The following is a 23,951-nucleotide window of genomic DNA, read 5'->3' as shown; positions in this document are numbered from 1 at the left end:
CTGTAAAATAGCAGGATATAATTACCGGAGTTGCTTAAAGTCATACCAAGACAGGCCCGACAGGTCAGCAACGGTACGGAGTGTCAATTAAATGGGGGGAGCAGCATAAAGGCGTTTAAAGGGATGTCATACAAACAGAAATTGCTTGTTTTTTCTCTTCTAATAGGCATTTTGCCCGTGCTTATTCTGGGCGGGATATCGACCAAGCTTTTTACAAATTTGGTGCAGGAAGAAGTTGATCTGCATCAGCAGAGTATTTTACGGCATTTTCAAACTCAGCTCGATTCCTACATCACTCGTCTTGATCATATGTCGGTATCGCTCGCTACGAATTCGCTTATTCTTAAAGGGGTTGAAGCGGGTGTTTCGATTGATTCGATCGATACTTCAGTGGAATTTATTAATGAAATTCAGAATATGGTTACGAATACGGATATCCCGATCAACATAACGGTTATCTTGAAGCGGCATAATGCTGTTTATTCTCATCTTTCTGGTATTATGCGACAAATTGAATATCCGAATAGTGAAATTCTCAAGCTGCAGTGGACAGGCAGCAACACATTTTACAAAATCCCGCCCTATACGTATCAAAATCAGAGTGATCTGCTAATTGTACGCGCAATTCCGGTCAATTCTCCGTCACCGAATGGTATTTTGGTGCTTCATCTGGATATGGCTCGTCCCATGGAGATAGTAGAGCAGACGTTGCCTGCGGCTAGTCGCGGATTGCTTGTTTTCGACGATCAGGACAGTCTTATTGCAAGCGGCGGAGACTGGGAGAGAGCTGACGGCGTTTATTTGAAGGAAGCGATCGCTCGTCTCTTCTCCCAGGGGAACGAGTTGCCTGGCCGTATTGAGGAGAAGGGAAAAATATATTTGCTGACGACGATCAAATCGACGTCGAACGGCTGGACATACGTGGCGGTAACCTCTTCGCAAGAACTGTCAGCCAAATCGAATCAAATTGAGAAAGTGTCGCTGACGCTTATATTGGGCATTTGTTTGATATGGGGAGCTGTAGCAGTAATGGGCTCCAGAAAGCTTGTCAATCCGTTGCAAAGCTTGGTTGCTAAATTTTCCGGTCATGACGTTAAGCATCACAAGCACGACGTCATTACTACACTTGACCGGACTATGCATGATATGAAATATGTGAATGAGCGGCTAATGCTGCAGATTAATGAGCAAACGCCAATTTTGAAGGAGCATGCCTTGCTTAGTTTGCTGCGTGGGGTGCTTTCTAGCGATAGCGATGCAAGCCGTAACTGGCGAACATACACAGAAGCGCTGCAAGGGGACTGGTTCTGTGTTGGTATCGTAGAAATCGATCAAATGTCGGAATTGAAGCAGCAGTATAAAGAAAATGATTTATGGCTGATTATGTATGCACTCCGGAAACTGGTTGAAGAAATTGGCGAGGCGTATCGTCCGGTACTTGGTGTTTCGACCAAACCCGGTCAGATCGCTTTCTTGATGGGGCTGGATGAGCCAGGTGAGGAAGCAGATGAACTTACCCGACGGTTTGCCGCAAACATCGGCGAGCAGGTAAAGCAGTTTTTCTCCTATTCGGTGTCTGTCGCGCTGGCAGAGCCGAGGTATGGCTGTGAAAATATTCATGTTTCTTATCGGGAAGCTCAATCGTTCATGATCTACCGGTTGACGATGGGACCGGACTCCTTGCTGTTGCCGGAACGGATTCGAATAGCAATGAACCAATCCCTTAGCGAACTGATCAAAATAGAACGGAAGATCATCTCAAGTATGGTACAAGGTGTTTATGATCAAGCGAGCGATGGCGTCGGGGAGTTGGTCCGGGAAGCGATGCAGTCGCTTCACAGCTTGGAATCGATGGCTGGCTTGCTCGTCCATTTGATAGGCGAGCTTGAAACGGCGTTCCAGGATTACGGCGTAGAGCTCACAGAGGTCATCGGTTCCGATGCAATATTGCAAATATACGGATTGGACCGTTCCGAGCAATTGCTAAAGTGGATGGATGAACGAATCATTGAGCCGATCAGACTGCATATGGAGCAGCATCAGGTTCCAAAACGCAGAAAAATAGTGCAGGCTGCGCTTGCGATGGTGCGAGAGCAGCTCGAGAGCGATATATCGCTGCAGCAAATCGCGGATGATTTGCAAATTTCTCGCCCTACACTCAGCAAATGGTTTAAGGAAGAAACAGGGGAAGATTTCCGAGAGCATCTTATTCGCATCAGGATGGAGAAAGCGAAGGAATGGCTGCAGCATTCAGATATGTCGATCAAGGAAATTTCTGAACGTCTGCGATACACATCGGTACCGAATTTCTCAAGAATATTTAAGCAGTCTACAGGTATGACACCGGGCGTTTGTCGAAACTTGCTTCGTGAAGAAAGTGTTTAGTCGGATGGAGAAGAACATGTCGAATATATGAGCAGTAGTAAATATGACGGCTAACAAATGGAAGAAATTTCCCATTTCAGGTTGTTAGCAAGAATGCCGCTGGAACATTCATGTTCCGGCGGCTTTATTAAAATATAGGGGCATTAGCTGCTGCTTTTAACCTCTTATCGTTTCGTGCGATCTATTATCTTTTTGTTCCGAGAAGTCTTACCAAGTGATAATTGCAGTGTATTGCCTAACATGACAAGATGATTTTGCCGGCGGAGTGATCCGTTCTGAACAATAAAAAAATTTGCAGGAGGGTTACAGGATTTATGAAAAAAATGAGGTTATGGAAAAGTACAGTTGCAGCATTGCTATTGGTGTCTTTGATACTGAGCGCTTGCGGAAAGGAAGCAGAGCAACCGACGGTAAGCCCAAGTAAAGAGGCGGGTGCAAGCTCAAGCCCGACAGAGGAAGTCAAAAAAGAGAAACTCGTGCTGAACTGGTTTGTCAGTGCGCCAGCCAATACAACTTTACCAGATGCGAGCAAAGATTTCGTCCTTCAGACAATACAGGACAAGTTTAATGTTGATTTGAAATTGACGTATATGGTTGCCGGAGGCGACTACAATACGAAGCTGAACACTTTGCTGGCATCGACACCGCCCGATATGTGGGTAGACAGAAATGCGGATGGCGGTATTAAATACGCGATTGACGGTTTGCTTGCAGATTTAACGCCGTTCCTTTCTCCAGAGACGATGCCGAATTATTTCAAGTATTGGATGACGGAAGAATTGTTGGAACGTTACCAAGTACAGGGAGCGTTTTATCGCGCGCCGATTCCTTATACGAAGCAAGGCTACCGAATTTTTTATATTCGTCAGGACTGGCTGGACAACCTGAATTTGAAGATTCCGACAACGTATGAGGAATATGTGGAAGTGTTGAAGGCGTTTACATTCGATGATCCGGATAAGAACGGCAAACCGGATACGTATGGATTCTCAACTTCGGGCGGAGGAGCGAACCTTGGCTGGGATTGGCCGGAGCTTGCGAAGAATGGCGTGAAATTCCCGTCTTATATTGAAGATAACAGATTTGTTGATGGAACGATGAGCGAAAATATGGAAGCGGTTTTGGATGATGTCACCAAGCTGATCGATATGAAGGTTGTCGATCCGGACTGGTATTTGAACAAATCTCCGCAGCATATCGAGAAAGCGATTCAAGGCAAGGTTGGCGTTGTAATGGGTCAAACGAAGGAGTTCGCTTTTGACAATGCACCTACCAGCATTCAATATCGGACGAAGCAAATTCATCCGCAAGCGGAATGGCGGCCATTCACAATGGTTGGAGATATACCGCTGACCAATATGGCGGCTCCGAGCGCTCCATTCCTGTTCCCCAAAACGGTGGCAGAGAAAAATCCGGAGCGAGTGGAGCGTACAATTGAAATTCTTGACTGGCTTGCGTCGGAGGAAGGTTATTTGCTTACGCACTTCGGGCAAGAAGGCAAGCACTATACAATGGAAGGCAGAACAATCACGCTGAACAGCGAAGCGTATCAGAATGATATTTTGAATCAAGGTAACTTCTTGCAAATATGGTCTTTCTTCACGCAGCCTACCTTGCAGCCTGAAGTATATGACTTAACTGTAATTGATCCGAATGAGACAGATCGTGACCGTGAAATCGTTAAATTTTTGCTGGAGCAGCCGCTCAATCCATATATAGGAGCTCCATTGTTGCCGCCGCAAGACTTTGACGTGGCCGCATTCCGCAAAAGACAGAACGAGTTGTTCTCCCAGGCGATTTTTGATGACAAGTCAGGCAAGAACTGGCCGAAATATCGCGAAGAATTGCTTACAAAGTACAAAGCGCAAGAGCTGCTGGACAAATATACTGAAGATTTACGGGCAGCAGGCGCACTGAAGTAAATAAATAAAAGTAAATAGAGTGTTGCCCCCCTGAATTGTGAACGCAATGATTTACCGCAGTTCAGGGGGCCGCGCATAGGAAGAGGAGATCAGGGTGTTGGAGACGCTCATTCGTAAACGCTGGTTATATGCCATGATGCTGCCTGGTTTAATCTATTATTTGATATTTCATTACTTGCCGATGGGCGGTCTTCTGATCGCTTTTAAGGATTACAATTTGTTCAAAGGAATTTGGGGCAGCTCCTGGGTTGGGTTAGATAACTTCCGAATTTTGTTCCAGTCAAATGATTTTCCTATTATTATGAAAAATACGCTCATCATCAGCGTTTATCGGCTGTTGTTTAATATGCTGCCGGATGTCATGTTGGCGCTTATGCTCAACGAAATTCGCGTTCGCTGGTTCAAGCGGGTCGTGCAGACGATTACGTATGGACCGCATTTTTTGTCATGGATCATTGTTTACGGACTTGTGTTTTCTTTTCTCGCCCCTGGCTCGGGATTGGTTACAAACTTTTTCCGCGATTTGGGTTGGGCGACTCCTGAGTTTTTGACGAATTCGGATTTATTCAGGCCATTGCTGATTGTGACGGAGTTATGGAAAAGCACCGGTTTTGGAGCCATTATTTATTTAGCGGCGCTGGCATCGATCAGTCCGGAGTTGTATGAGGCAGCTATTGTCGATGGAGCTGGGCGCTGGCGGCGTATGTGGCATATTACATTGCCGGGCATTCGCGAGGTGTTCGTCCTGCTGCTGATTATAAGATTGGGACATATACTGGACGCCGGGTTCGACCAAGTGTATATATTTTTGAATGCAAGGGTGTACGATGTCGGAGATATTATTGATACATGGGTGTTTCGCCGCGGCTTGGAAAATCTGGAATTCAGTATTGCGGCTACTGCCGGCTTGTTTAAATCTGTCATCGGACTAGTGCTTGTCATCGGCGCCAACAAGTTAGCGAAAAAGGTCGGTGGCTCAGGTATCTGGTGACGCATAACGCTGCAAATATTGAAACGATGAAACGCAGGGAGAATGAATGATGAATCACTTGAATGTAAACAACACACTCTCGGATCGCATTGTGGACGCTTTTATGTATTCTGTTTTAGGGCTATTCGCGCTAGCTACTTTATTTCCGCTCTATTATGTGGTTATTGTGTCTATCACCCCATACTCGGAGGTGCTGCGCAACGGCGGATTTATTATTTGGCCGAGTGAAATTACCTGGTCCGCGTACAAGGAGATTTTTAGCAGTGTGCGTGTGCCTAATGCTATTAAAATTACAGTGTTTATCACGGTTGTTGCTACATTGCTTAATTTGGCAGTGACTATTCTGCTCGCATATCCTTTATCCAAAAAGCATCTTGAAGGCAGAAATATTGTGCTGTTGGCAGTCGTATTCACAATGCTGTTCAGCGGCGGAATTATTCCGACTTACCTGGTTGTACGGGGAGTTGGATTGTATAACACCGTATGGGCGATGATAGTTCCGGGCATGGTCAGCACATTCAACTTGCTTATTATGAAAACATATTTTGAGAATTTGCCAGACGAAGTGGAGGAGGCTGCAAAGGTAGACGGTTGTGGAGATGTACGCACGCTTGTCAGCATTGTGCTTCCGCTGTCTCTGCCGATGGTCGCGACGATAGGGTTATTTTACGGAGTTGGACATTGGAATGAATACTTCAAAGGGATTATGTACTTGAGCGACAAGCATTTGGAGCCGATGCAAGTTGTGCTTCGCAATATGATTCAAACAACGGATCTTTCGGGCGAGCTTCAATTGGGCACTGTGCAGATGATGGAGCAACTGCCGCCGGAGACAATCAAGATGGCGACCGTAACTGTAGCGATTTTACCGGTTATTATTGTCTATCCGTTTCTGCAAAAGTATTTTATTAGAGGGATGCTCCTCGGGGCAATTAAAGGATAAGTTGAAAGAATGCTCGCATGAAGATGAATATGAAGTGAGGTTGGTTAGATGGGTGCGATTCTTACTTTGATACCGATGCCGAAGAAGATGCGCTACAATGGAATGCTAGAGCTGGACAAAAGTTATACGATTACGGTTGAAATAGATACGTCAGCATCGACGGTCACACAGGTGGCTTCGCGTCAATTGATCGCCTGGCTTGCAAAACATTGGCAAGGAACTGTACTTGTCTGTCAGAGTGATGGTAATAGGGATGAGAGGGTGGAAAGAGAACCTGTCTACCGGATTAGACTGGAAGACACGAAAGAGGAGTCCGAAACATACAGTCTCGTCGCAGTGAGCAAGGAATTGCGTATTTTCGGGTCGCCAGTCGGGTTACTTCATGGCGTACAAACACTTATTCAGTTACTTCAGCCCGGGGCAAGCAGCAATTTGTTGAGTGTGCCGCTTGTGGAGATCGAAGATACACCGGATGTGCCGATCAGAGGTTTCTTTGCGGAAAGCTACTGGGGATCTGACAGGATGGAGCTCAGTGACTGGAAGAACATGATTGACGAGATGGTGTCGTTCAAGCTGAACACGCTCGGCATCGGTATATACGGCTGCTGGCCCCACGGGCACTGCTATCCTACGGATACCAATAGCCGTTCGGAATTTTTGTTCGCCCCCGTTCTCGATGATCCGGAGCAGTTGCAGGAAAGACAGATTCATTATTTTGATCCTGTCGCCAAGCAGTTGACAACGAAGACATACCAGGCACCTATTTACGAGGGGGATGGACTGGAGCAGCTTATTGCCTACGCGACGGAGCGGGGAATTCGCGTCGTTCCGCAATTTAACGGCCCTGGTCATTCGTCGCTGCTGCCGAGGTTGTACCCGAATATTTCGTCGGTCAATGAGCAGGGGGAACCTACGTACAAAGGTTATTCTTTAACGCATCCGGATACCTTTCCTACATTGAAGCGGCTACTGGGACGGATCGTCGAACGTTATATGCTGCCGTACGGTCAGACATGGTTCCATATCGGCATGGATGAAATAGAGGAGTGGAGCGCTGCGGATTTGGCTGTTTATTCAAAGCGCCAGTTGTTTGAATTGTATATGCTGGAAATCAGCCAATATTTGCTGTCGAGCGGTATGGAAAAGATTATTATTTGGCATGACATGGCGAAAAATTTGACAGAGCTTGATGCATCATTTGAAGTCTTTTTGGAACAGCATGGATTGTCCGGGAAAGTTGCCATTCATTGGTGGGACTATACGATGCCCGTATGTCCTGTTCGAGCCGTTCGCGGAGCTGAAGGCTGGACGGCGCCAAGTACTGGATGGTTGCCTTGGATGATCTACCAGGATCATGTGGAGAACATAGAGAACCGCATTAATGAAGGGATGGAGCATTCGTTCCAAGGGGTGATGGCCTATCATGTCTATTCTCCAAATTATCGGAGGAATGTTGCCAGTTTGGCAGAGAAAGGCTGGAATGCGCAAAGACGGGATGCTACCGAATTTGATCGGTTGTATGCGAACTGGATTGTAGCGGACGAGCCGCAGCGGTGGGCGAAGGGCATGGGCGATATGCGGAAGCTGTTTGAGTACTCTTCTACATTTGCTTTGTTGATGGAGATCGGTGTGCTTTTCGGTCAACCGAAAAAAGCGCATCTGTATCCTGAACCGATCATCCGCAGTATACTTTCGACGGATGGGACTCACAAAGCGTATCGGATCACCCGGACGCTGGCTCACAATATTTTGCCATTGTTTGAGCAAGGGAAAGCGGTAGCGGGACGGGAATATGAGCTGCAAGTCATTCGTTTTGAGTGCAGAAGAGTGATTGCGTTGATTGACGCGCTGCTTGGACTTGCAGATGCTGTGCAGGCACTGGAAGACACGCAGAACTCTCCTGTGGAGAAACGAAATGAGCTTGTTGCAGACATAGGCGCACAATTGCAGTTGGAATTAGATAAGCTGGATGCCTTTCTGATCGAGGTGCAGGATATCTTGCCTGACTACTTGGTGGCTGTTAGCTGGAGAGAATATATGTATTTGCGTGAAGCAATGCGAAAGCAAGTTGAGCAATTAACAAACTTGAATGATAGATTTATTCATTCGGAGGAGAAGTAAGTATGAAAAAAGTTTTGGATGAAGGCTTGAAAATGGATGTATTTAAAACGGCGCCAGATTTTGATAAAAGAGTATTTCAAGAAGCGCTAGAGGCTGCTCTAAAAAAATTGGAAGGCAATGTGGAACAATTCACTGATTTTTTCCCGCATGCCTGGAGTAACAATAATGTTTATTATCCCAAAGAGGAGAATAGAAACTGGACGGAAGGCTTTTGGACAGGGATGATGTGGCTTGCCTGGGAAATCACTGTAGATGAAAGATACAGAAAAGCCGCGGAAGTGCAAGTGGATAGGTTTATTCATAGAATAGACAATAAAATAGCGGTCGATCACCATGATATGGGATTTTTATATAGTCTCTCTTGTGTTGCGGCATTCAAACTGACAGGAAGCGAAAAGGCAAAAACGGCAGCCTTGAAAGCAGCAGACCAGCTTTCGAACCGCTATCTGGAGCCAGCCGGGATCATACGCTCCTGGTCAGGGGGAGAATTTGATGAACCGGATAAACGGGGGAATGTGATCATTGATTCCATGATGAATATGCCCCTCTTGTACTGGGCTTCAGAGGTTACCGGAAATCCGGAATACAGGGAAAGAGCGGAATACCATGCAGAGAAAACACTGGATAACATCGTCAGGGAGGATGCTTCAACCTACCATATGTTTTTATTTGATTCAGAGACGGGTGAATCGAGGTTTGGAAGAACAGCCCAGGGATATTCAGATACATCCTGCTGGACACGGGGACAGGCATGGGCCATTTACGGTTCCATACTGAATTATAGGTATACAAAGAATGAAGATTTACTCATGAGCTGCAAGGCCTTGGCGAATTATTTCCTGAACCGGAGTCCTTCAGACCTGGTCGTTTACTGGGATTTTGATTTTACTGATGGCAGTGGCGAATTGAGGGATACATCGGCTTCAGTGATTACGGTGTGCGGTCTTTTGGAGCTGGCCAAGTGGCTTCCGGAAGGAGAGGAAAAGAAGTATTACGCCAATGCAGCCTTTAAGATATTGAAGAGTTTGGTTGACAATTACTCTACAATCCATAATGAAGATTCCAATGCCCTGCTTTTGCATGTGGTAGGGAGTATACCGCACAATATGGGAGTTGATGAAGCATGCCTGTTTGGGTGCTACTATTACCTTGAGGCTCTGGTTAGAGTGACAAGGGAGTGGGATTTGTACTGGTAAGTAAAATTGTGGAAAATGGTTTTTCCAGGTTCCTGCGGGGGGCCAATTGGTTTAGGGCAACTGTTCGGACAGAGCAGTTGCTCTAGAGCAACCTGGCCTACATTAAGGCGTAATTGTGGACAACTATTGATAAGCAATGAGAAAGGGGAGCGGAGAGCAAGAATGGGAATGGAGAAGCGTCAGCGTCCGCATTTGTAAGCCAATTTTATCCATTATAGGGGTTGTTTAATCGAAAAAAATGGACTACAACAGCGGTCGGAATCCCAATCTTGATCGTAGTGGCATCCCTTTCTATTGCTTGTTGCTCTATCCACAATTAATTGACAGCTTCTTATTGCAACTTTATTAAAGCGCTTACAACTTTTCTTTTGATCCCGAAAAAAAACAGGAGAGGAAAGTGGCAATATGAAAAAGTATTTAAAAATCAGTATAATGTCATTCTTGATCTGCATCCTGCTTCTATCATCTATCGGACTTTCTCCAAATGTAAATGCTGGAAATGAAGCTCAGACAATGGAGTTAGTTCCGCAGCAGATTCATTATGAAGCTGACAAATGGGCAGTTGTGCCCAAAGTGAATCAAGCTCCCGTAATTGATGGTGTGCTCAATGATCGTATGTGGGCAAATGCGGTTGAAATTCAAAATTTTCAAACGGCTTATTACAATCAATCGTTACACGAAAGTGTGAAGTATCAAGTGGCATACGATCAGGGCTACGTTTACATCGGGGGCCGGATTGTAAGGGAGGAAGCAGACAGCCTGGCCCAGATTGCAGTTATTCTGCGACCGCAGGGCAGTGAGGATTTCTATGCCATTGAAATTCCGATGAATGCGGCTGAAGCCCCAAGTTTATTACCGATCTGGAATCCATCGCCTGACGTGGCTAAGCTATGGGAAGAGGCAGGCAAAGTGGCAATAGACTCTGCTGAGCATGCTTCGTCCACAGATGGGGAAGAGGTGTATGTAGAGCTGGCTGTCCCCATTGCGGATATTGAACCAGCAGGAGTCGGGCCGGGGGATGAGTGGCAGATGAATATCGTGCATTTGCATAATCTTTATACGCGCCCGCTTAGCTCATGGGTGCCCATACGCCATTCCGATCATTGGCATGAGAATCAGCCGAATGATGTGCTAGTCCGCATTGGTCTTGTTAACGAAGACCGATTCGGGAGTATCGTATTCTCACGATTGCCTAACAACTTGGCTGATCTTATCGGGGATCGTCTTCCTTCTGGACCATCGGATCAGCTGCAGCTTCTGTATACCGGTTTTACAAAAAAGCGGCTTTCTTTGGATTTGAGTTCCCTTTTTCAGAGGGAGAAAAGACTGAGCGGATTGCAGAAGACGAAGCATATGGATGTGGAGCTTCAGTGGAAAGAACCTGGGCAGTCCTGGAGCAGTCTGGAACATGATGGACTGAGCTGGAATGGCCAAGCATTGGCACTGGAATTTGAACATCCCGCCCCAGTGAAGCGTGGCTTATACCAGTTGCGGATCATTTTATTCCCGAATCATCCGACTGCGCGAACGATCGCCGTACTAAGCTTTGACCGGGAAGCAATCATCGATGCCGGAGAAGCCGTGTACGGCATGGGAGGTGGCAGCGAAGATGCTCAGCCGCAAGAACAACTGGCGTGGAGCCCACCGTCCGAAAAAGTAGAACAAATCAAGGCACTCATCCCGCCGCAGCCCGGCTTCCTTTTTGTCGGCTTGCCTGAAATGCCGGAGCTTTATCCGAGCGGCTTATATCAGCTTTCGGAAGACGGACATAGCTTGAAAGCTTCTCGAACCGGCACTGTCTATCCGAATGCTCAATATGCGGAAGATAAGTCGCTAACCTTGGAGAACGGAAAAGGAGAAACCGTTACAATCCCCTATTACGAGGACAATGAAGGAAGCAAGTTTTTCATCACTGCCCATATGTGGTATTTACAGAAAGGTCGGGCAATTGCTCAAGCGGGGGCGCTTGGGAAGTCTGATCCGCTTGGGGCAGCCCGCTTGCTATATGCCTTTACGCAAGCTTATGAGGGCTATAATCCGACCGTTGACCGGGTTGGCGGGAGCAATCATGCTAACTTGACCCTTGACAAGCGATCCGGACCGCCGTTTCCTTATTGGGGCGGAGTATGGGATCGTTGGTGGTATAACGACTTGCCAAGAATCACGCCATTGCTTCGTCTCTATAAGGAACTGAAAGGAACCAATGCATTCCAATTGCTCAGTGATGAGTACGGCGAGGATGTCGAACAGCGTATCGTTCAGAACATGATTGTGCCTTCAGCAGAATTCGTGCTGTCGCGTCCTGAATACTGGGGCAATATGTCATTCCAGACGTGGAAAGGGCTGATTGAAGTTGGGTTGGCGCTGGATGAACCGGATTATATTCATCTTGTCCTGGAATCGATACAGGAGCTTGTGAACCGTATGTTCCTCTCCGACGGCTATTGGCAGGAGGTTACGCCAAGCTATCATAATCAGACGATGAACGGACTGTTGGAGGTAGCGCAAATGCTGCAGGGATGGAGCGATCCTGCAGGCTATGTATCGCCTCGAAGCGGTAAGCGATTCGATAACTTGGATGTGCTTCAGCAGTTCCCGAGTATTGGCCGCATCATCGAGAATGCCGACAAGCTGGCATACCCGGATGGGAAAGTGCTGCCTATCACCGACACATGGGCGAACCAGTTACGTCCGAACCCGCTGCTGGATGCTGGCTCCTTCCTGCTGCCCGCAGCCAAGGTTGGGAGATTAACCGGTGGATCCGGAGAAGAGCAGACGCAATTGTATATGGGCTTCCAACCGAAGTACGGACATGCTCACAACGATCCGCTCAATCTTAGCTTGTATGCGCAAGGGCAGGAGCTGATGCCGGATCTGGGCTATACGCACAATACGTTCTATCGCTGGTTTTTCTTGTCTACGATGGCGCACAACACGGTCGTTGTGGACAGCGCGAATATGGTTAACGGAGAACAGGCGAAGCACGGAGGCAATATTTCGGCCTTTGTGTCGGATGACCAGCCGTTTCGAGCGATGCGCGCCGAATATGATTCCGCGTACGAAGTAACGGAGAAGTACAGTCGTGAGCCATGGTTCGTCCCGTTCGCGGATGGAAGCGGTGAGCAAGGGTATGTATTGGACTTGTTCCGCATTGAGGGAGGCAGCCGGCACGAATACACGCTGCAAGGGGATGCGAACCGCGATGCCCGTTTCGAGACAGATGCGCAGCTCACGGATTACGGCCCATACTTGCTGCCTCCGGGCACCCAGGTTGTACTGCCGACGAATAATAGCGATAGCGGCAGTGCGGAGGGACATTATCCCGGCTATATCTATGTCCGGGACGTGCAGCAAGCGGAGCTCGATGGCGAGCAGTATGAAGTGACGCTTGTAACGGAGGATAAGGGCGTACAAGGGGCAAAAATGAAGGTGACCGGCTTGCTTGAACCTGGTCAGAACGAGCTGTTTCTTGGACGTTCGCCGTCACTCCGATCCATTCGTCTGCAAGGAACCCAGGTAGACAATAACGACGAAGCAGTGAAATACACGATGCCGAAGCTCGTATTGCGCAGAGAAGGCACCAATCTGAACAGCACCTTTGTAACGCTTATGGAGCCATATAGCGGTGAGCAAGCTCGTGTAGAGGCGGTTGACCGCCTGCAGCTGAACGAGGCGCCTGCAGGAGCTGTCGCTGTTAAAGTGGTTTATGGCAATACGACAGACATTATTCTGAGCAACCCGGATTATCCGAATGAACCTGTAACAGCGGCGGGTGTGACGATGGTGGGAGAGATGGGCTTCATCCGCCTTGTAGACGGAGAGGTGCGGAGCATGTCGCTTGTTGGCGGTACACTGCTCAGAATGGGAGAGCAGCAAATCGAGGGCGACAGTTACGTGACAGGAGAGATTGTAGAAACAAGAAGCGCAGCGCATGGAGATGCTATGGACGCGCTAGTCGTAAATGGTCATATACCAGAAGATATCGCGGGACAATACGCTATCGTGCGTCATCCTGATCAAAGCACATCAGGCTATAAAGTCGAAGCTGTTCAGTATGAATCTGGAAATTCGATTCTCCTTCTGGCCGAGCATGATCCGGGATTTTCGATTAAGGAAAACGGCATTTCAGAGCAAACCTATTATCCTGGGCGTCGTTGGACGGGAACTCATACGGTAAGAATATCCAGCATTGAAAGCGCTGAAGTGCTTGGCGATCCGCCCGTCAGAGACAGTATTATCGCTGGCACAGTAACGGATGAAGAGGGCAGTCCATTGTCAGGAGCTGTCGTCAATTTGAGCGGATATGCCAATATTGTAACGACTACGAATGCAGATGGGACATTTACGCTCCAGGTTCCGGCTGGACAGCATCGTGTTACAGTTTCAGCGAATGGCTATGTGAGAGTAGTATCAGCATCGGTGTACGCAGCGCATGGAGAGAGCGCTAACGTATTCATCTCGTTAACAACTATGCTGCCGCCGGCCGTAACATCCGACTCCGCTGCACTAATCGCTACCGGAACTGCGGTGACGGCTACAAGCTCGGTGCCAGGCAAGTTGTACATGGTGCCAGTAAAAACATATGCTTCTGAAGGCGAGCTAGAACAAGCTGTTTTGTCAGCAGAAAATGGCACAGTGTACGGATTGAAGGCAGAGGCGACAGCGGGGATAGAGGTATCGTTCGACACTTCGCATATGGAGCCCGGAAAATACCAGTTATACGCAGTAAACATGACAGGCATTGTTTCTCCAGGATCAGCTCCAATTTCGGTATTAAGCTCGGAGCCTGCAGCTATTGACGATACGAGTCCATTCGTCACTTATAGCAAACGCTGGTCGGAACTTACCAACACCTTATTGCATGGGGGAAGTGAGCGTTATGCACTGGATGATGGCGGATCCGTTGAGATTATGTTTTATGGAACGCGGGCTACTGTGTACGGAAGTACCGCATTTAACGGAGGGATCGCGGACGTTTACGTCGATGGCGAATGGAAGGGACAACATGATAACTATTCAGCCACTGTAATACGCCAAGCGCTGATTTGGGATACAGGCACACTTCCGCTTGGTTTTCATACGATCAAAATGGTCAGAACCAATAATAAAAACGAGTTATCCTCAGATAAACTTATTCGCTTTGATGTGTTGAAGACGGAGGTACTACCAGTAGAAGATTAATAAACGATTTCCGGTTGTAACTAGCTAGAATGTAGAGGCTGTCCCACAAGGTCTAACAGACCGTGGGACAGCTTTTATTAAACCATCAGTCAAATAGATTGAAGCAGTGTGACGGCAATCCTCGCGAAATTAACGAGTAGCACTTGCGCTCCATGAATTTCAGCCGACGGATGAAGTATGATCGTGATTTCGTACACTAACTGGACAGACGTTCCGTTAATGCGGTTAAAAAGCTCCATTTGCTTGATAAAAGTGACAGACGTTCCGCTATTGCTAAGAAAATAGAAAAGAAAAGCTGACATTTGAGCAAATAGCGGAACGTCTGACCGCGAAACTTCAAAAACAGCTTTTTTGGGGCGAATAACGGAACGAGTGTCCGCCAAACCTAGGGGGTTCAACGATTTAGTAGAAATAGAATTCCTGGTCATGCTCAAGACTTATAAGATAGCCTCTTGCATGGAAATGGCAGGCGATATTCTGATATGATTGAAATAAATATTAGTATTCTGGCTGCTGAAAAAGTGTACAAGGAAGAATCGACAAGTGTTACATTGCTCACGGCAGCTAAGTACATTTTCTGAATTGGCAGCTTAGTACATTTTATGCATCTAGATTTTCCTTTTTAATCGAATAAACGATTCTAAATGGATTTCATGCATCTAGTTTGATTGAATTCCCCTATACTTTGCAAATTGCGCCAAACTAAATGCAGTTTTTCCCCTTAGAATCACAAAAACGGCAAGTTTCTCAAAACTAAGTGCAGGAAATGCAGTTAGCTTTGTTAGCTTAAGCGAGCGAGTGCGTGCTCGCTTCACAAAAGAGATTGTCCTATCCACAACTATTCAACACACTTATATCATTCGTTAGAGCTTCAAAATGAGTTTTCAGCAGCCGGCAGTATAAAGTAATATATTAGGAGCGATCTATTTTATGCAGCTATATGTAGTAAGCACGACTAGAACAAATAATTTTATTGACGAGCAAATCATGACTAAAATCAAAACGGTATGGGAAGAAGCTTCTCAGCATTTTGGACAGCATCAAAACTGTACAAAATACGGTGTTTATTACGATTACGAGAGTGATTATAAAGGGGATTACTCCTTGGGGATTGCCATCGAGGAACGTTGCGGGGAATCTGTGATTACAATACCGGAAAGTGAGAAGTATGAGGTTTTTAAAGTAGATATATCAAGCGAACACGGCATCATTAATGCCTGGAAAAAGATTTGGGGGCAAGCAGAAACTGGCGAACTAAAAAGGGCTTACACTTATGATTTCGAAAAATATTATGCGAATGGAGAAGTCGAAATACATATTGCAATAAAGTAACTACCCGATCAGATACATGCAATTGGAACTTTAAAAACACCTTCAAGCCTTTCTTATGCCTATAGCATAGGAGCAGCTCGAGGGTGTTTTTTCATAAGTGTCGATTATGAGGAGAGCAGGAAACTGGAGAAGTGGCAGGGTCCGCCTTTGGTGAATAAAAGCGGCCCTACTTCCAACTTTAATTGCAATGCTTATCCATTTCTTTACCTGGTCGTTTTTCTCCTGCACAAATAGGGAAAGCTAGGGAGGACAGGGGGAACGGGGGGGATATTATGCGTAATGTAGGGATGAGAAGAACGGCATATTCTGGTCTCATGAACGCATTCAATCGGCTCTGAACGGCCCTATTTGGTTTTGTTTTTTAAGTATTTGTTTATTATTTTAGGATTTTTCTATGCAAATTGGAAGCGTATACTTGGGGTTAAGAAAAACATGAGGAGGTCAAATATTATGAAATTGAAATCGCTTACTCTTACCCTAGTTCTAGCAACTGGACTTATTTTATCAGGCTGTTCCCAGGATAACGGTGGTAAAAAGGATGAAAATACGCTAACGATATACACTGCGCGCAGCGAGAGCTTGAACAATGCGGTTATTCCGAATTTTGAGAAGGACACAGGCATTAAAGTAGACATCGTCGTGGCAGGCACAGGCGAACTGATCAAGCGTGTGGAATCTGAGACGAACAATCCGATGGGAGATATTTTATGGGCGGCCGATGAAACGATGCTTTCCAGTAAAAAAGAGCTGTTCGAAAAATATGTTTCCCCTGAAGATGAGCATATGATTCCGGCATTCCGCAATAAGACGGGTTATTTCTCGCCAGCTTTTGCTGACCCGACTGTATTTATTGTAAACAAAAATATTGTTGGCGATGTGCAAGTAAAAGGCTTTGAGGATCTTTTGAACCCGGCGCTAAAAGGTAAAATTTCGTTCGGCGATCCATCGGCATCCAGCTCTGCATTCCAATCGCTTGCAGCTATGCTATATGCAATGGGTGACGGCGACCCTATGTCCGACAAGGCTTGGGATTTCGTAGAGAAGTTTATTGCTAATTTGGACGGCAAAATTGCTGGCAGCTCCGGTCAAGTGCATAAAGGCGTAGCTGACGGCGAGTACCCTGTCGGTCTAACTTGGGAGGACCCAGTTGTTCAATACATTAATAACGGTGCTCCCGTAGATGTTATTTTCCCGGTTGAAGGCGCGATCTTCCCAGGTGAATCTGTTCAAATTATTAAAGGTGCAAAAAATATGGAAAATGCACAAAAGTTCATTGACTACGTGCTTTCTGATAAGGTTCAAACTTTAGTAGGCTCTGAGCTTACAGTCAGACCGCTTCGCGACGGCGTTAAATTGGCAGACTACATGGTTCCAACTGACAGCATTGTACTTGCTAAAAACTATGACGAAGCTTGGATTTCGGAAAACAAAGATAAAATTACGGCTAAATTTACGGATTTGCTAGAAAGATCAATGGATTAGTCGTTTTTCGAAAATAGAGCAGCTTATACGTCACTGTAAAGCTGCTCTATCTTTATTAAGAATGGCATGAAAGGATGACGAACATGAGTGTATCTATTATAGTCGACAACGTTGTGAAGAAGTTTGAAGATACAACGGTCATTAATAAGCTTTCTTTGCAAATAAAGCCAGGTGAGCTCTTTACATTGCTTGGACCTTCAGGCTGTGGAAAAACGACGCTTTTGCGTATGATTATCGGGTTTAATTCGATTGATGGCGGTAGCATCAGAATTGCGGACAAAGAGATCAACCACATTCCGGTTAGTAAGCGTAATATGGGCATGGTGTTCCAAAACTACGCGATCTTCCCGCATATGTCTGTCAAAGACAATATCGCTTTTGGGCTAAAAAATCGTAAGCTAGGCAAGGAAGAGATGGAGAAGCGGATTAATGAAATTTTAAATGTCGTTCATATTGAAAAATATAAAGACCGTATGCCAGATAAGCTGTCTGGCGGACAGCAGCAGCGTGTAGCATTAGCAAGAGCGATTGTTATCCACCCGGAAGTGCTGCTCATGGATGAACCGTTATCGAATCTTGATGCGAAGCTTCGTATTGAAATGCGTAATGCGATTAGAAGCATTCAGCAGCAAGTAGGCATTACTACGGTATATGTCACGCATGATCAGGAGGAGGCGCTTGCTATTTCTGACCGTATTGCCGTTATGAATGGCGGGGTCATTCAGCAAATCGGTTCTCCGAAGGAAATTTATGAACGGCCTGTCAACATTTTTGTATCTAAATTTATTGGAACGTCAAACGTAGTAAAAGGAAAGCTGATTGTAGAAAACGGTGAAAAGTATATTCAGCTGGGCGATAGCTACCAAGAAAAAATGCCGAATATTTCTAACCGGGCTAAAGCAGGCGATACGGTTCTAGTTTCTGTCAGACCTCAGGAATTTATTATTAATGAAGAAAAGGTTGGATTGAAGGGCAAGGTTATTAGAAGCATGTTCCTTGGCATTAATACGCATTACTTCATTGAGCTGGAGCAAGGTGAAGAGGTGGAGGTTATCCAGGATGCGGATGCAGTGGATCTAATTCCGGAAGGGTCTACCGTATATTTGAAGGTGAAGCCAAACAAGATCAACGTTTTCAGCGAGGATGAAAAAACACTAATTAAAGTAGGTGGGGCAAATGAAAGCAGCAAATAAAAAGCCGTTTAATATTTGGAACACCTCCACTTTGCTAATTTTATGTATATTTTTACTTTTTATCGCGTTTCCGCTTTTTCTAGTGTTAAAGAAAAGTGTGATTGATCCCGGGACTGGACAATTTACTTTTGAATATTTGGGCAAATTTTTCGAACGGAAATTTTATTGGATTACGATTTTAAACAGCTTCAAAGTAACAGTGGCTGCTACGGTGCTATCGATGGTTATCGGCTTGCCGCTGGCCTACATGATGCGGAGAGTGAAAATTAAAGGCAGTAAGTTTATTGAAATCTTTGTTATTATTTCGTATATTTCACCTCCATTTATCGGTGCCTATGCATGGATTCAGCTATTAGGACGCAGAGGAGTAGTAACTGAATTTTTCAACAATTTATTTGGAACACAATTCGATGGAATTTATGGATTTACTGGTATAGTATTAGTACTCACACTGCAATCCTTTCCACTCATTTATATTTATATCTCGGGTGCGCTGAAAAATTTGGATAACTCCTTAAATGAAGCGGCAGAGAGTCTTGGCTATTCGAATATCCAGCGTATCTTCAAAATTATTATTCCGCTTATTATTCCAACTATGCTTGCAAGCGCATTGCTCGTCTTTATGAGAGTTATTGCTGACTTTGGAACGCCGATGCTGATCGGTGAAGGCTATCGCACCATTCCAGTTTTGATCTATACGCAATTTATGAGTGAGGTAGGCGGTAATGACGGGTTTGCAGCCGCGCTATGTATGATCTTTATTGTTGTTACCTTGGTTCTGTTTTTGGTTCAACGCTTGGTTGCAAGCCGCTTCTCCTATTCGATGTCGGCGCTAAAGCCAATGTCTGTAGAAAAAGCGAAAGGCTTTAAAAATATTTTGTCTCATGCATTTGTATATTTCGTTGTGTTATTGGCGATTCTTCCGCAGCTAGTTGTAACGTTTACTTCGTTCTTGGAAACGAAGGGCGGCCAGGTTTATACCGGCAATTTCTCATTTGATAATTACAAAAATATTTTGTTAATGAAAAATACTTCTGTCATTTGGAATACTTATAAAATGGGACTTATCGCCATCGTCATTATTGTCGTGCTAGGGGTATTGATTTCTTATTTAACGGTTAGAAAGAAGAATGCCATTACGAATGTATTAGATACGGTTTCGATGTTCCCGTTCATTATTCCAGGATCGGTACTAGGGATTGCATTTATTTTCGCATTTAGTGATAAGCCGTTTGTGCTCAGCGGCACAGTGTTAATTATGGTTATGTCGTTCGTCATTAGAAGGATGCCGTACACGATTCGTTCGAGTACAGCGATTATCGGCCAAATTAGCCCAAGTCTTGAAGAAGCTGCGATTAGCCTTGGCGCGTCGGAGGCGAAGACATTCCGCAAAGTGGTTGTGCCAATGATGATGCCAGGGGTTATGGCAGGAGCAATTATGAGCTGGATTACCGTTATAAGTGAATTGAGCTCCTCGATTATTTTGTATACGAGCGGTACGCAAACACTCACCGTATCTATTTATACGGAGGTAATTCGTGGTAACTACGGCAATGCATCCGCATACTCTGCCATATTGACTGTGACTTCAATTATTTCATTATTACTGTTCTTTAAGCTGACAGGCAAACGCGAGGTTAGTGTATAGTTAGCTGAATGTGCGGAACACGAACGAAATGTATGTTTGCTTCCCTTAGCTGTATTTGATAATTTAAGATTATAAAAAATATTGCTCGGGAGGCAAACATATGACGCACAAGTATAGCGATCCTTTTGACATCAAAGGTCCCATGTTGAGTTACCCGCTATCATTGCCGGAAGGATTAGGCAGTTTGAAAAGGGTGCAGCTTACAAATCTTTGTAAGCTGCTTAAGATCGAAGGTTACAGCAGCCTGAATAAATCGAATCTAGCTGCCATGATTAGCAGAAAAATGCCGAATCATCTCGATGAGACATTTCAATTATGGGACTTGCATCGGGTGAATATCATTCAGGAAGCAGTAAAAAACAATGGCCGAATTACGAATCTTCTTGATAAACTAAAGTATTATGAGTATTTTACAAATAGAGGGATTTTGTTCCCAACATTTATAAATGGTAAAGAGGCATATCTTATGCCTGAGGAGCTTATCGCTTGGTTTAAAGAAGTGGACATTATGAATGTATACGATATCACTCGGCGCAATACAGAATGGATTAAGCTGACAATGGGCTTGATTTATCGTTATGGTGCTTTGACATACACTCAATTGAGTGAATTGGTATTTAAGCACGCTGAGATGAGGCTAGGTGCAATGGATTTTTACGACGTTATTTCAGATGCTGCACAATATTATTTGGAAATTGAAATTGATGATGATCATGACATCGTTTCTTATTTTTACAACAGTTCTCCAGAGGACATCATTGCAGAGCATAATTTCAGAAGCCAGCTTGAATTTTACCCGTTTACCCGTCAGCAGCTTATGCGAGCCGGTGAACCGGGCTATAACGAAAAGTCGAAGCATTATGAACAATCAGTCCGTTATTTGATGACAACCTATCGGATAGGCCGCGAAGATGCAGATGTCATGGTTGAGGAATGCGAATGGGAAATTAATAATCTTGCAACCTTAGGGGAATTGGTGAATGGTTTTTCAGAGTGGATCGAATTTTCTTCATTAGATGAGATGTCAACGTTGACTGACAGAGTTGCAGAAATGATGAATAACACAAGACAGTGGGCGTTGAAAGGTTATTATCCTAGCGAGCTTTCCGCGAAGCGTCAAAGCAGCAAGCCTGCGGTTTTAAACCAAGCTTCTAGCCAAAGCGGGCGGGGGACGGTGATTTCCCTTGAGACAAAAAAGAAAATTGGCCGGAATGATCCATGCCCATGTGGAAGCGGTGCAAAATTCAAGAAATGCTGCGGCCGATAGAGTTAATTTCATAATGCTGCAAAACCGAAATTGACTCAATAAGCAAATACGTTGTAAGAGCAGCCCGGAGTGGCTGTTCTTTTTAAAATAGCGTGCCCAGAGGCACGCATCATCTAGTTGATGAAAGTTCAACCGAAGGAGGGACCAAGCCACCTTCGTAGCTAGGATACCTGCGTAAGGCGAAATCTGTACGTAGAAGCGTATCGACGTCGACATCCAAGGCGATCATTCACTCTCGCAGATCATATTGCATGGTTAAACCTTATATTTCACCGAGAAACGGCACCTCCGTAGCCAAGGACGCGCAGCGTTTCTTCTTGTTCGTAGAGCAGTGATTAGCTTCTAACGGTTGCCACAAACGCTATTTGTGTAAAAATAGCAGATTAAAATTTCTAACGGTTGCAATCGCGCTTATTTACACAATAAACCACAGATTCCACTGAAAAATGGGGGAATAACGCTCATGACAACCGTTAAATGACAAAGTGAGCTAAAATAGTCGAAATAGCCTCAATGGCAACCGTTAGCGAAGTTTTAACTAGCTTTTAAGCCATCTGAAAATTGCGTTTTTCTTAGAATTACCGCAAGCGACGTAATTGTTTAAGGGTGAAGGGGGGGATGAACATGCAAAAGAGCTTCAGAGACTATATGAAAAAAATCTTTCTCAAATATTCGGTCATTACGATCGCTCTTATTTTCACGCTGTACATTTTATCCCTTTACGTTACGTTTATGGTTGTCGTCGTCAAGAAAAATCATCAGGTTAATGACCACATTCGCGCTATTGTAGCCTATGAATTTTCAAGATATCGCAATACGTTGGATAAGCTCGCCCAAGATGAAGCATTTCAGCAGGTAACGGAGGATCGTTCGCGATTATTGGAAGTAAATAATATATTGTATTCATTTGTTAACGCCAGACAATTTAAAGGGAGCTTTGTTCTTTTTGATAAAAATGGGGATATCGTTACGACCAGTCTTTACAAAGGGAATGTCGAGGCGTTAACGAGTGACTATTTGATGCAAAGCTTGCTGCGTGATACGGATTTGCGGGATGGAATAGAGCGAACCGTTGACAATTCCTTGTTCAAGGAAGGACAAAGCAGCTCCTATTACTTCGCTAAAGCGATTATGGCAGATGAAGCTGTCCAAGGCTATTTATTCTTTTTCCTGGAAGATCTCGGCCGCTATTTTCAGCATTCAGCAGATTTGGTTGCGATAACGGACCGGTTTGACCAAGCCATTTATGTATCTGATCAGAAGCTGCTATCCCATGCAGGGAAGGTAAACAAGCACTATCTGGAAGAGAATACGGCTACGATTGATAATAACGCTTACTATGTAACGAACCGTACGATTTATGAGCAGGATATTCAAATTATCAATATGCTGTCGATTAATACCTTCAAACAATCGGTATGGATTGGGCTGATTTCTTTTATAAGCATCGGCGTAGTTATGATTATTGTTATTTATTTGGTTCTGCCTAAAATTATGAGACAAAGCCTGAAGTCCGTCGATTCCTTAATTCATTTCATTCAAACGCCCTCCAAGCAGGTGAAGACACAGGCCTTTGAGGAGTTTCAAATGATTCAGGATGAGTTTCTTATTAAAATGGATCAAATCCAATCGTTAATGCAGAGTAATGCGGAAATTGCCGAGATGAAGCGGAGGATGGAAATTAAGCAGCTGGAGGCGCAGTTCAATCCTCATTTTGCATTTAATGTGCTGGAAATGCTGCGTTATGAAATTTTATTCGATCCGCAAAATGCTTCGGATATTGTTGTTTCATTTGCCAATTTACTAAGGTACAACATCCATTATGGCAGCACGATGGTGCCTGTTGAAACCGATATCAAATATGTAGAGGATTACTTGAAGCTGCAAAAAATGCGGTTTAACCGCCGTTTGGATTACACGATTGATGTGGATGAGTCGATACGAGATGTAAAAATTCCAAAGCTTATTATTCAACCGCTTATCGAAAATAGCATTAAACATTGCATAGAAGAGACGGCTCATTTGGAAATTGCGATACGCATTGTGCGGAAAGATGATTATATGTATATGGCTGTAAAAGATAACGGGAAAGGGATTGAACCGGACAGGCTGGCCTTGCTTCAGCAATCGCTCGAGCGGGGAACGAATGATACAGAGCATTACGGTATTTTTCACTCGCATCGCGTCGTTCAGCTCATTTACGGCGAGCAATTCGGAATGACGATTGACAGTGTTCATGGAGAAGGAACGAATGTTGAAATCAAGATACCTTTAAATAAAGGGGATTGAT

13 protein-coding genes are annotated in these 23,951 nt (G+C 45.0%); all 13 read left to right on the top strand.

All coding sequences use genetic code 11. The features are described 5' to 3' along the window. The first annotated feature begins 123 nt into the window (after window positions 1–123). Complete coding sequence (locus ACRRU2_RS05280) at window positions 124–2,385, top strand: helix-turn-helix domain-containing protein (protein WP_432500254.1); 2,262 nt, start codon at window positions 124–126, stop codon at window positions 2,383–2,385. A 314-nt stretch (window positions 2,386–2,699) separates the two neighbouring features. Then, on the top strand, window positions 2,700–4,307 hold the full coding sequence (locus tag ACRRU2_RS05275) for a hypothetical protein (RefSeq protein WP_331699842.1): 1,608 nt from the start codon (window positions 2,700–2,702) through the stop codon (window positions 4,305–4,307). Between the two features lie 97 nt (window positions 4,308–4,404). Further along, entirely contained in the window at window positions 4,405–5,298 is an 894-nt protein-coding gene (locus ACRRU2_RS05270) for an ABC transporter permease (protein ID WP_432500252.1), read from the top strand. A 49-nt stretch (window positions 5,299–5,347) separates the two neighbouring features. Continuing rightward, window positions 5,348–6,241 (top strand): carbohydrate ABC transporter permease, encoded by an 894-nt coding sequence (locus ACRRU2_RS05265; protein WP_331699884.1) that lies wholly within the window; start codon window positions 5,348–5,350, stop codon window positions 6,239–6,241. Window positions 6,242–6,289: 48 nt separating this feature from the next. After that, on the top strand, window positions 6,290–8,362 hold the full coding sequence (locus ACRRU2_RS05260) for a family 20 glycosylhydrolase (RefSeq protein ID WP_432500249.1): 2,073 nt from the start codon (window positions 6,290–6,292) through the stop codon (window positions 8,360–8,362). A gap of 2 nt (window positions 8,363–8,364) precedes the next feature. Then, window positions 8,365–9,558, top strand: a complete 1,194-nt coding sequence (locus tag ACRRU2_RS05255) for a glycoside hydrolase family 88 protein (protein WP_432500248.1) — start codon at window positions 8,365–8,367, stop codon at window positions 9,556–9,558. Window positions 9,559–9,963: 405 nt separating this feature from the next. Further along, on the top strand, window positions 9,964–14,739 hold the full coding sequence (locus ACRRU2_RS05250; RefSeq protein ID WP_432500246.1) for a carboxypeptidase regulatory-like domain-containing protein: 4,776 nt from the start codon (window positions 9,964–9,966) through the stop codon (window positions 14,737–14,739). 930 nt (window positions 14,740–15,669) lie between these two features. Further along, window positions 15,670–16,071, top strand: a complete 402-nt coding sequence (locus tag ACRRU2_RS05245) for a GyrI-like domain-containing protein (RefSeq protein ID WP_432500244.1) — start codon at window positions 15,670–15,672, stop codon at window positions 16,069–16,071. Between the two features lie 450 nt (window positions 16,072–16,521). Beyond that, window positions 16,522–17,553, top strand: coding sequence for an extracellular solute-binding protein (locus ACRRU2_RS05240; RefSeq protein ID WP_331699836.1), 1,032 nt, complete (start codon window positions 16,522–16,524; stop codon window positions 17,551–17,553). An 83-nt stretch (window positions 17,554–17,636) separates the two neighbouring features. Beyond that, window positions 17,637–18,746, top strand: coding sequence for an ABC transporter ATP-binding protein (locus ACRRU2_RS05235; RefSeq protein WP_432500242.1), 1,110 nt, complete (start codon window positions 17,637–17,639; stop codon window positions 18,744–18,746). Further along, complete coding sequence (locus ACRRU2_RS05230; RefSeq protein ID WP_331699835.1) at window positions 18,730–20,394, top strand: ABC transporter permease; 1,665 nt, start codon at window positions 18,730–18,732, stop codon at window positions 20,392–20,394. Before ACRRU2_RS05235 ends, ACRRU2_RS05230 begins: the two co-directional genes overlap by 17 nt. Before the next feature lie 100 nt (window positions 20,395–20,494). Beyond that, a complete protein-coding gene (locus ACRRU2_RS05225) occupies window positions 20,495–21,661 on the top strand; it encodes a YecA family protein (protein WP_432500240.1) in 1,167 nt (388 codons plus the stop codon). A gap of 624 nt (window positions 21,662–22,285) precedes the next feature. Continuing rightward, a complete protein-coding gene (locus ACRRU2_RS05220) occupies window positions 22,286–23,950 on the top strand; it encodes a sensor histidine kinase (RefSeq protein WP_432500239.1) in 1,665 nt (554 codons plus the stop codon). The last annotated feature ends 1 nt before the right edge of the window (window position 23,951 follow it).

It is taken from the genome of Paenibacillus sp. GXUN7292 (assembly GCF_050864975.1).
Lineage (GTDB): Bacteria > Bacillota > Bacilli > Paenibacillales > Paenibacillaceae > Pristimantibacillus.
The sequence above is the reverse complement of the archived record's forward strand: the minus strand, read 5'-3'. Positions and strand labels throughout refer to the sequence as shown.

Coding starts and splice junctions, on each gene's coding strand:
- ACRRU2_RS05280 (WP_432500254.1), top strand. CDS start 124: ATGTCATACAAACAGAAATTGCTTGTTTTTTCTCTTCTAATAGGCATT.
- ACRRU2_RS05275 (WP_331699842.1), top strand. CDS start 2,700: ATGAAAAAAATGAGGTTATGGAAAAGTACAGTTGCAGCATTGCTATTG.
- ACRRU2_RS05265 (WP_331699884.1), top strand. CDS start 5,348: ATGAATCACTTGAATGTAAACAACACACTCTCGGATCGCATTGTGGAC.
- ACRRU2_RS05260 (WP_432500249.1), top strand. CDS start 6,290: ATGGGTGCGATTCTTACTTTGATACCGATGCCGAAGAAGATGCGCTAC.
- ACRRU2_RS05255 (WP_432500248.1), top strand. CDS start 8,365: ATGAAAAAAGTTTTGGATGAAGGCTTGAAAATGGATGTATTTAAAACG.
- ACRRU2_RS05250 (WP_432500246.1), top strand. CDS start 9,964: ATGAAAAAGTATTTAAAAATCAGTATAATGTCATTCTTGATCTGCATC.
- ACRRU2_RS05245 (WP_432500244.1), top strand. CDS start 15,670: ATGCAGCTATATGTAGTAAGCACGACTAGAACAAATAATTTTATTGAC.
- ACRRU2_RS05240 (WP_331699836.1), top strand. CDS start 16,522: ATGAAATTGAAATCGCTTACTCTTACCCTAGTTCTAGCAACTGGACTT.
- ACRRU2_RS05235 (WP_432500242.1), top strand. CDS start 17,637: ATGAGTGTATCTATTATAGTCGACAACGTTGTGAAGAAGTTTGAAGAT.
- ACRRU2_RS05230 (WP_331699835.1), top strand. CDS start 18,730: ATGAAAGCAGCAAATAAAAAGCCGTTTAATATTTGGAACACCTCCACT.
- ACRRU2_RS05225 (WP_432500240.1), top strand. CDS start 20,495: ATGACGCACAAGTATAGCGATCCTTTTGACATCAAAGGTCCCATGTTG.
- ACRRU2_RS05220 (WP_432500239.1), top strand. CDS start 22,286: ATGCAAAAGAGCTTCAGAGACTATATGAAAAAAATCTTTCTCAAATAT.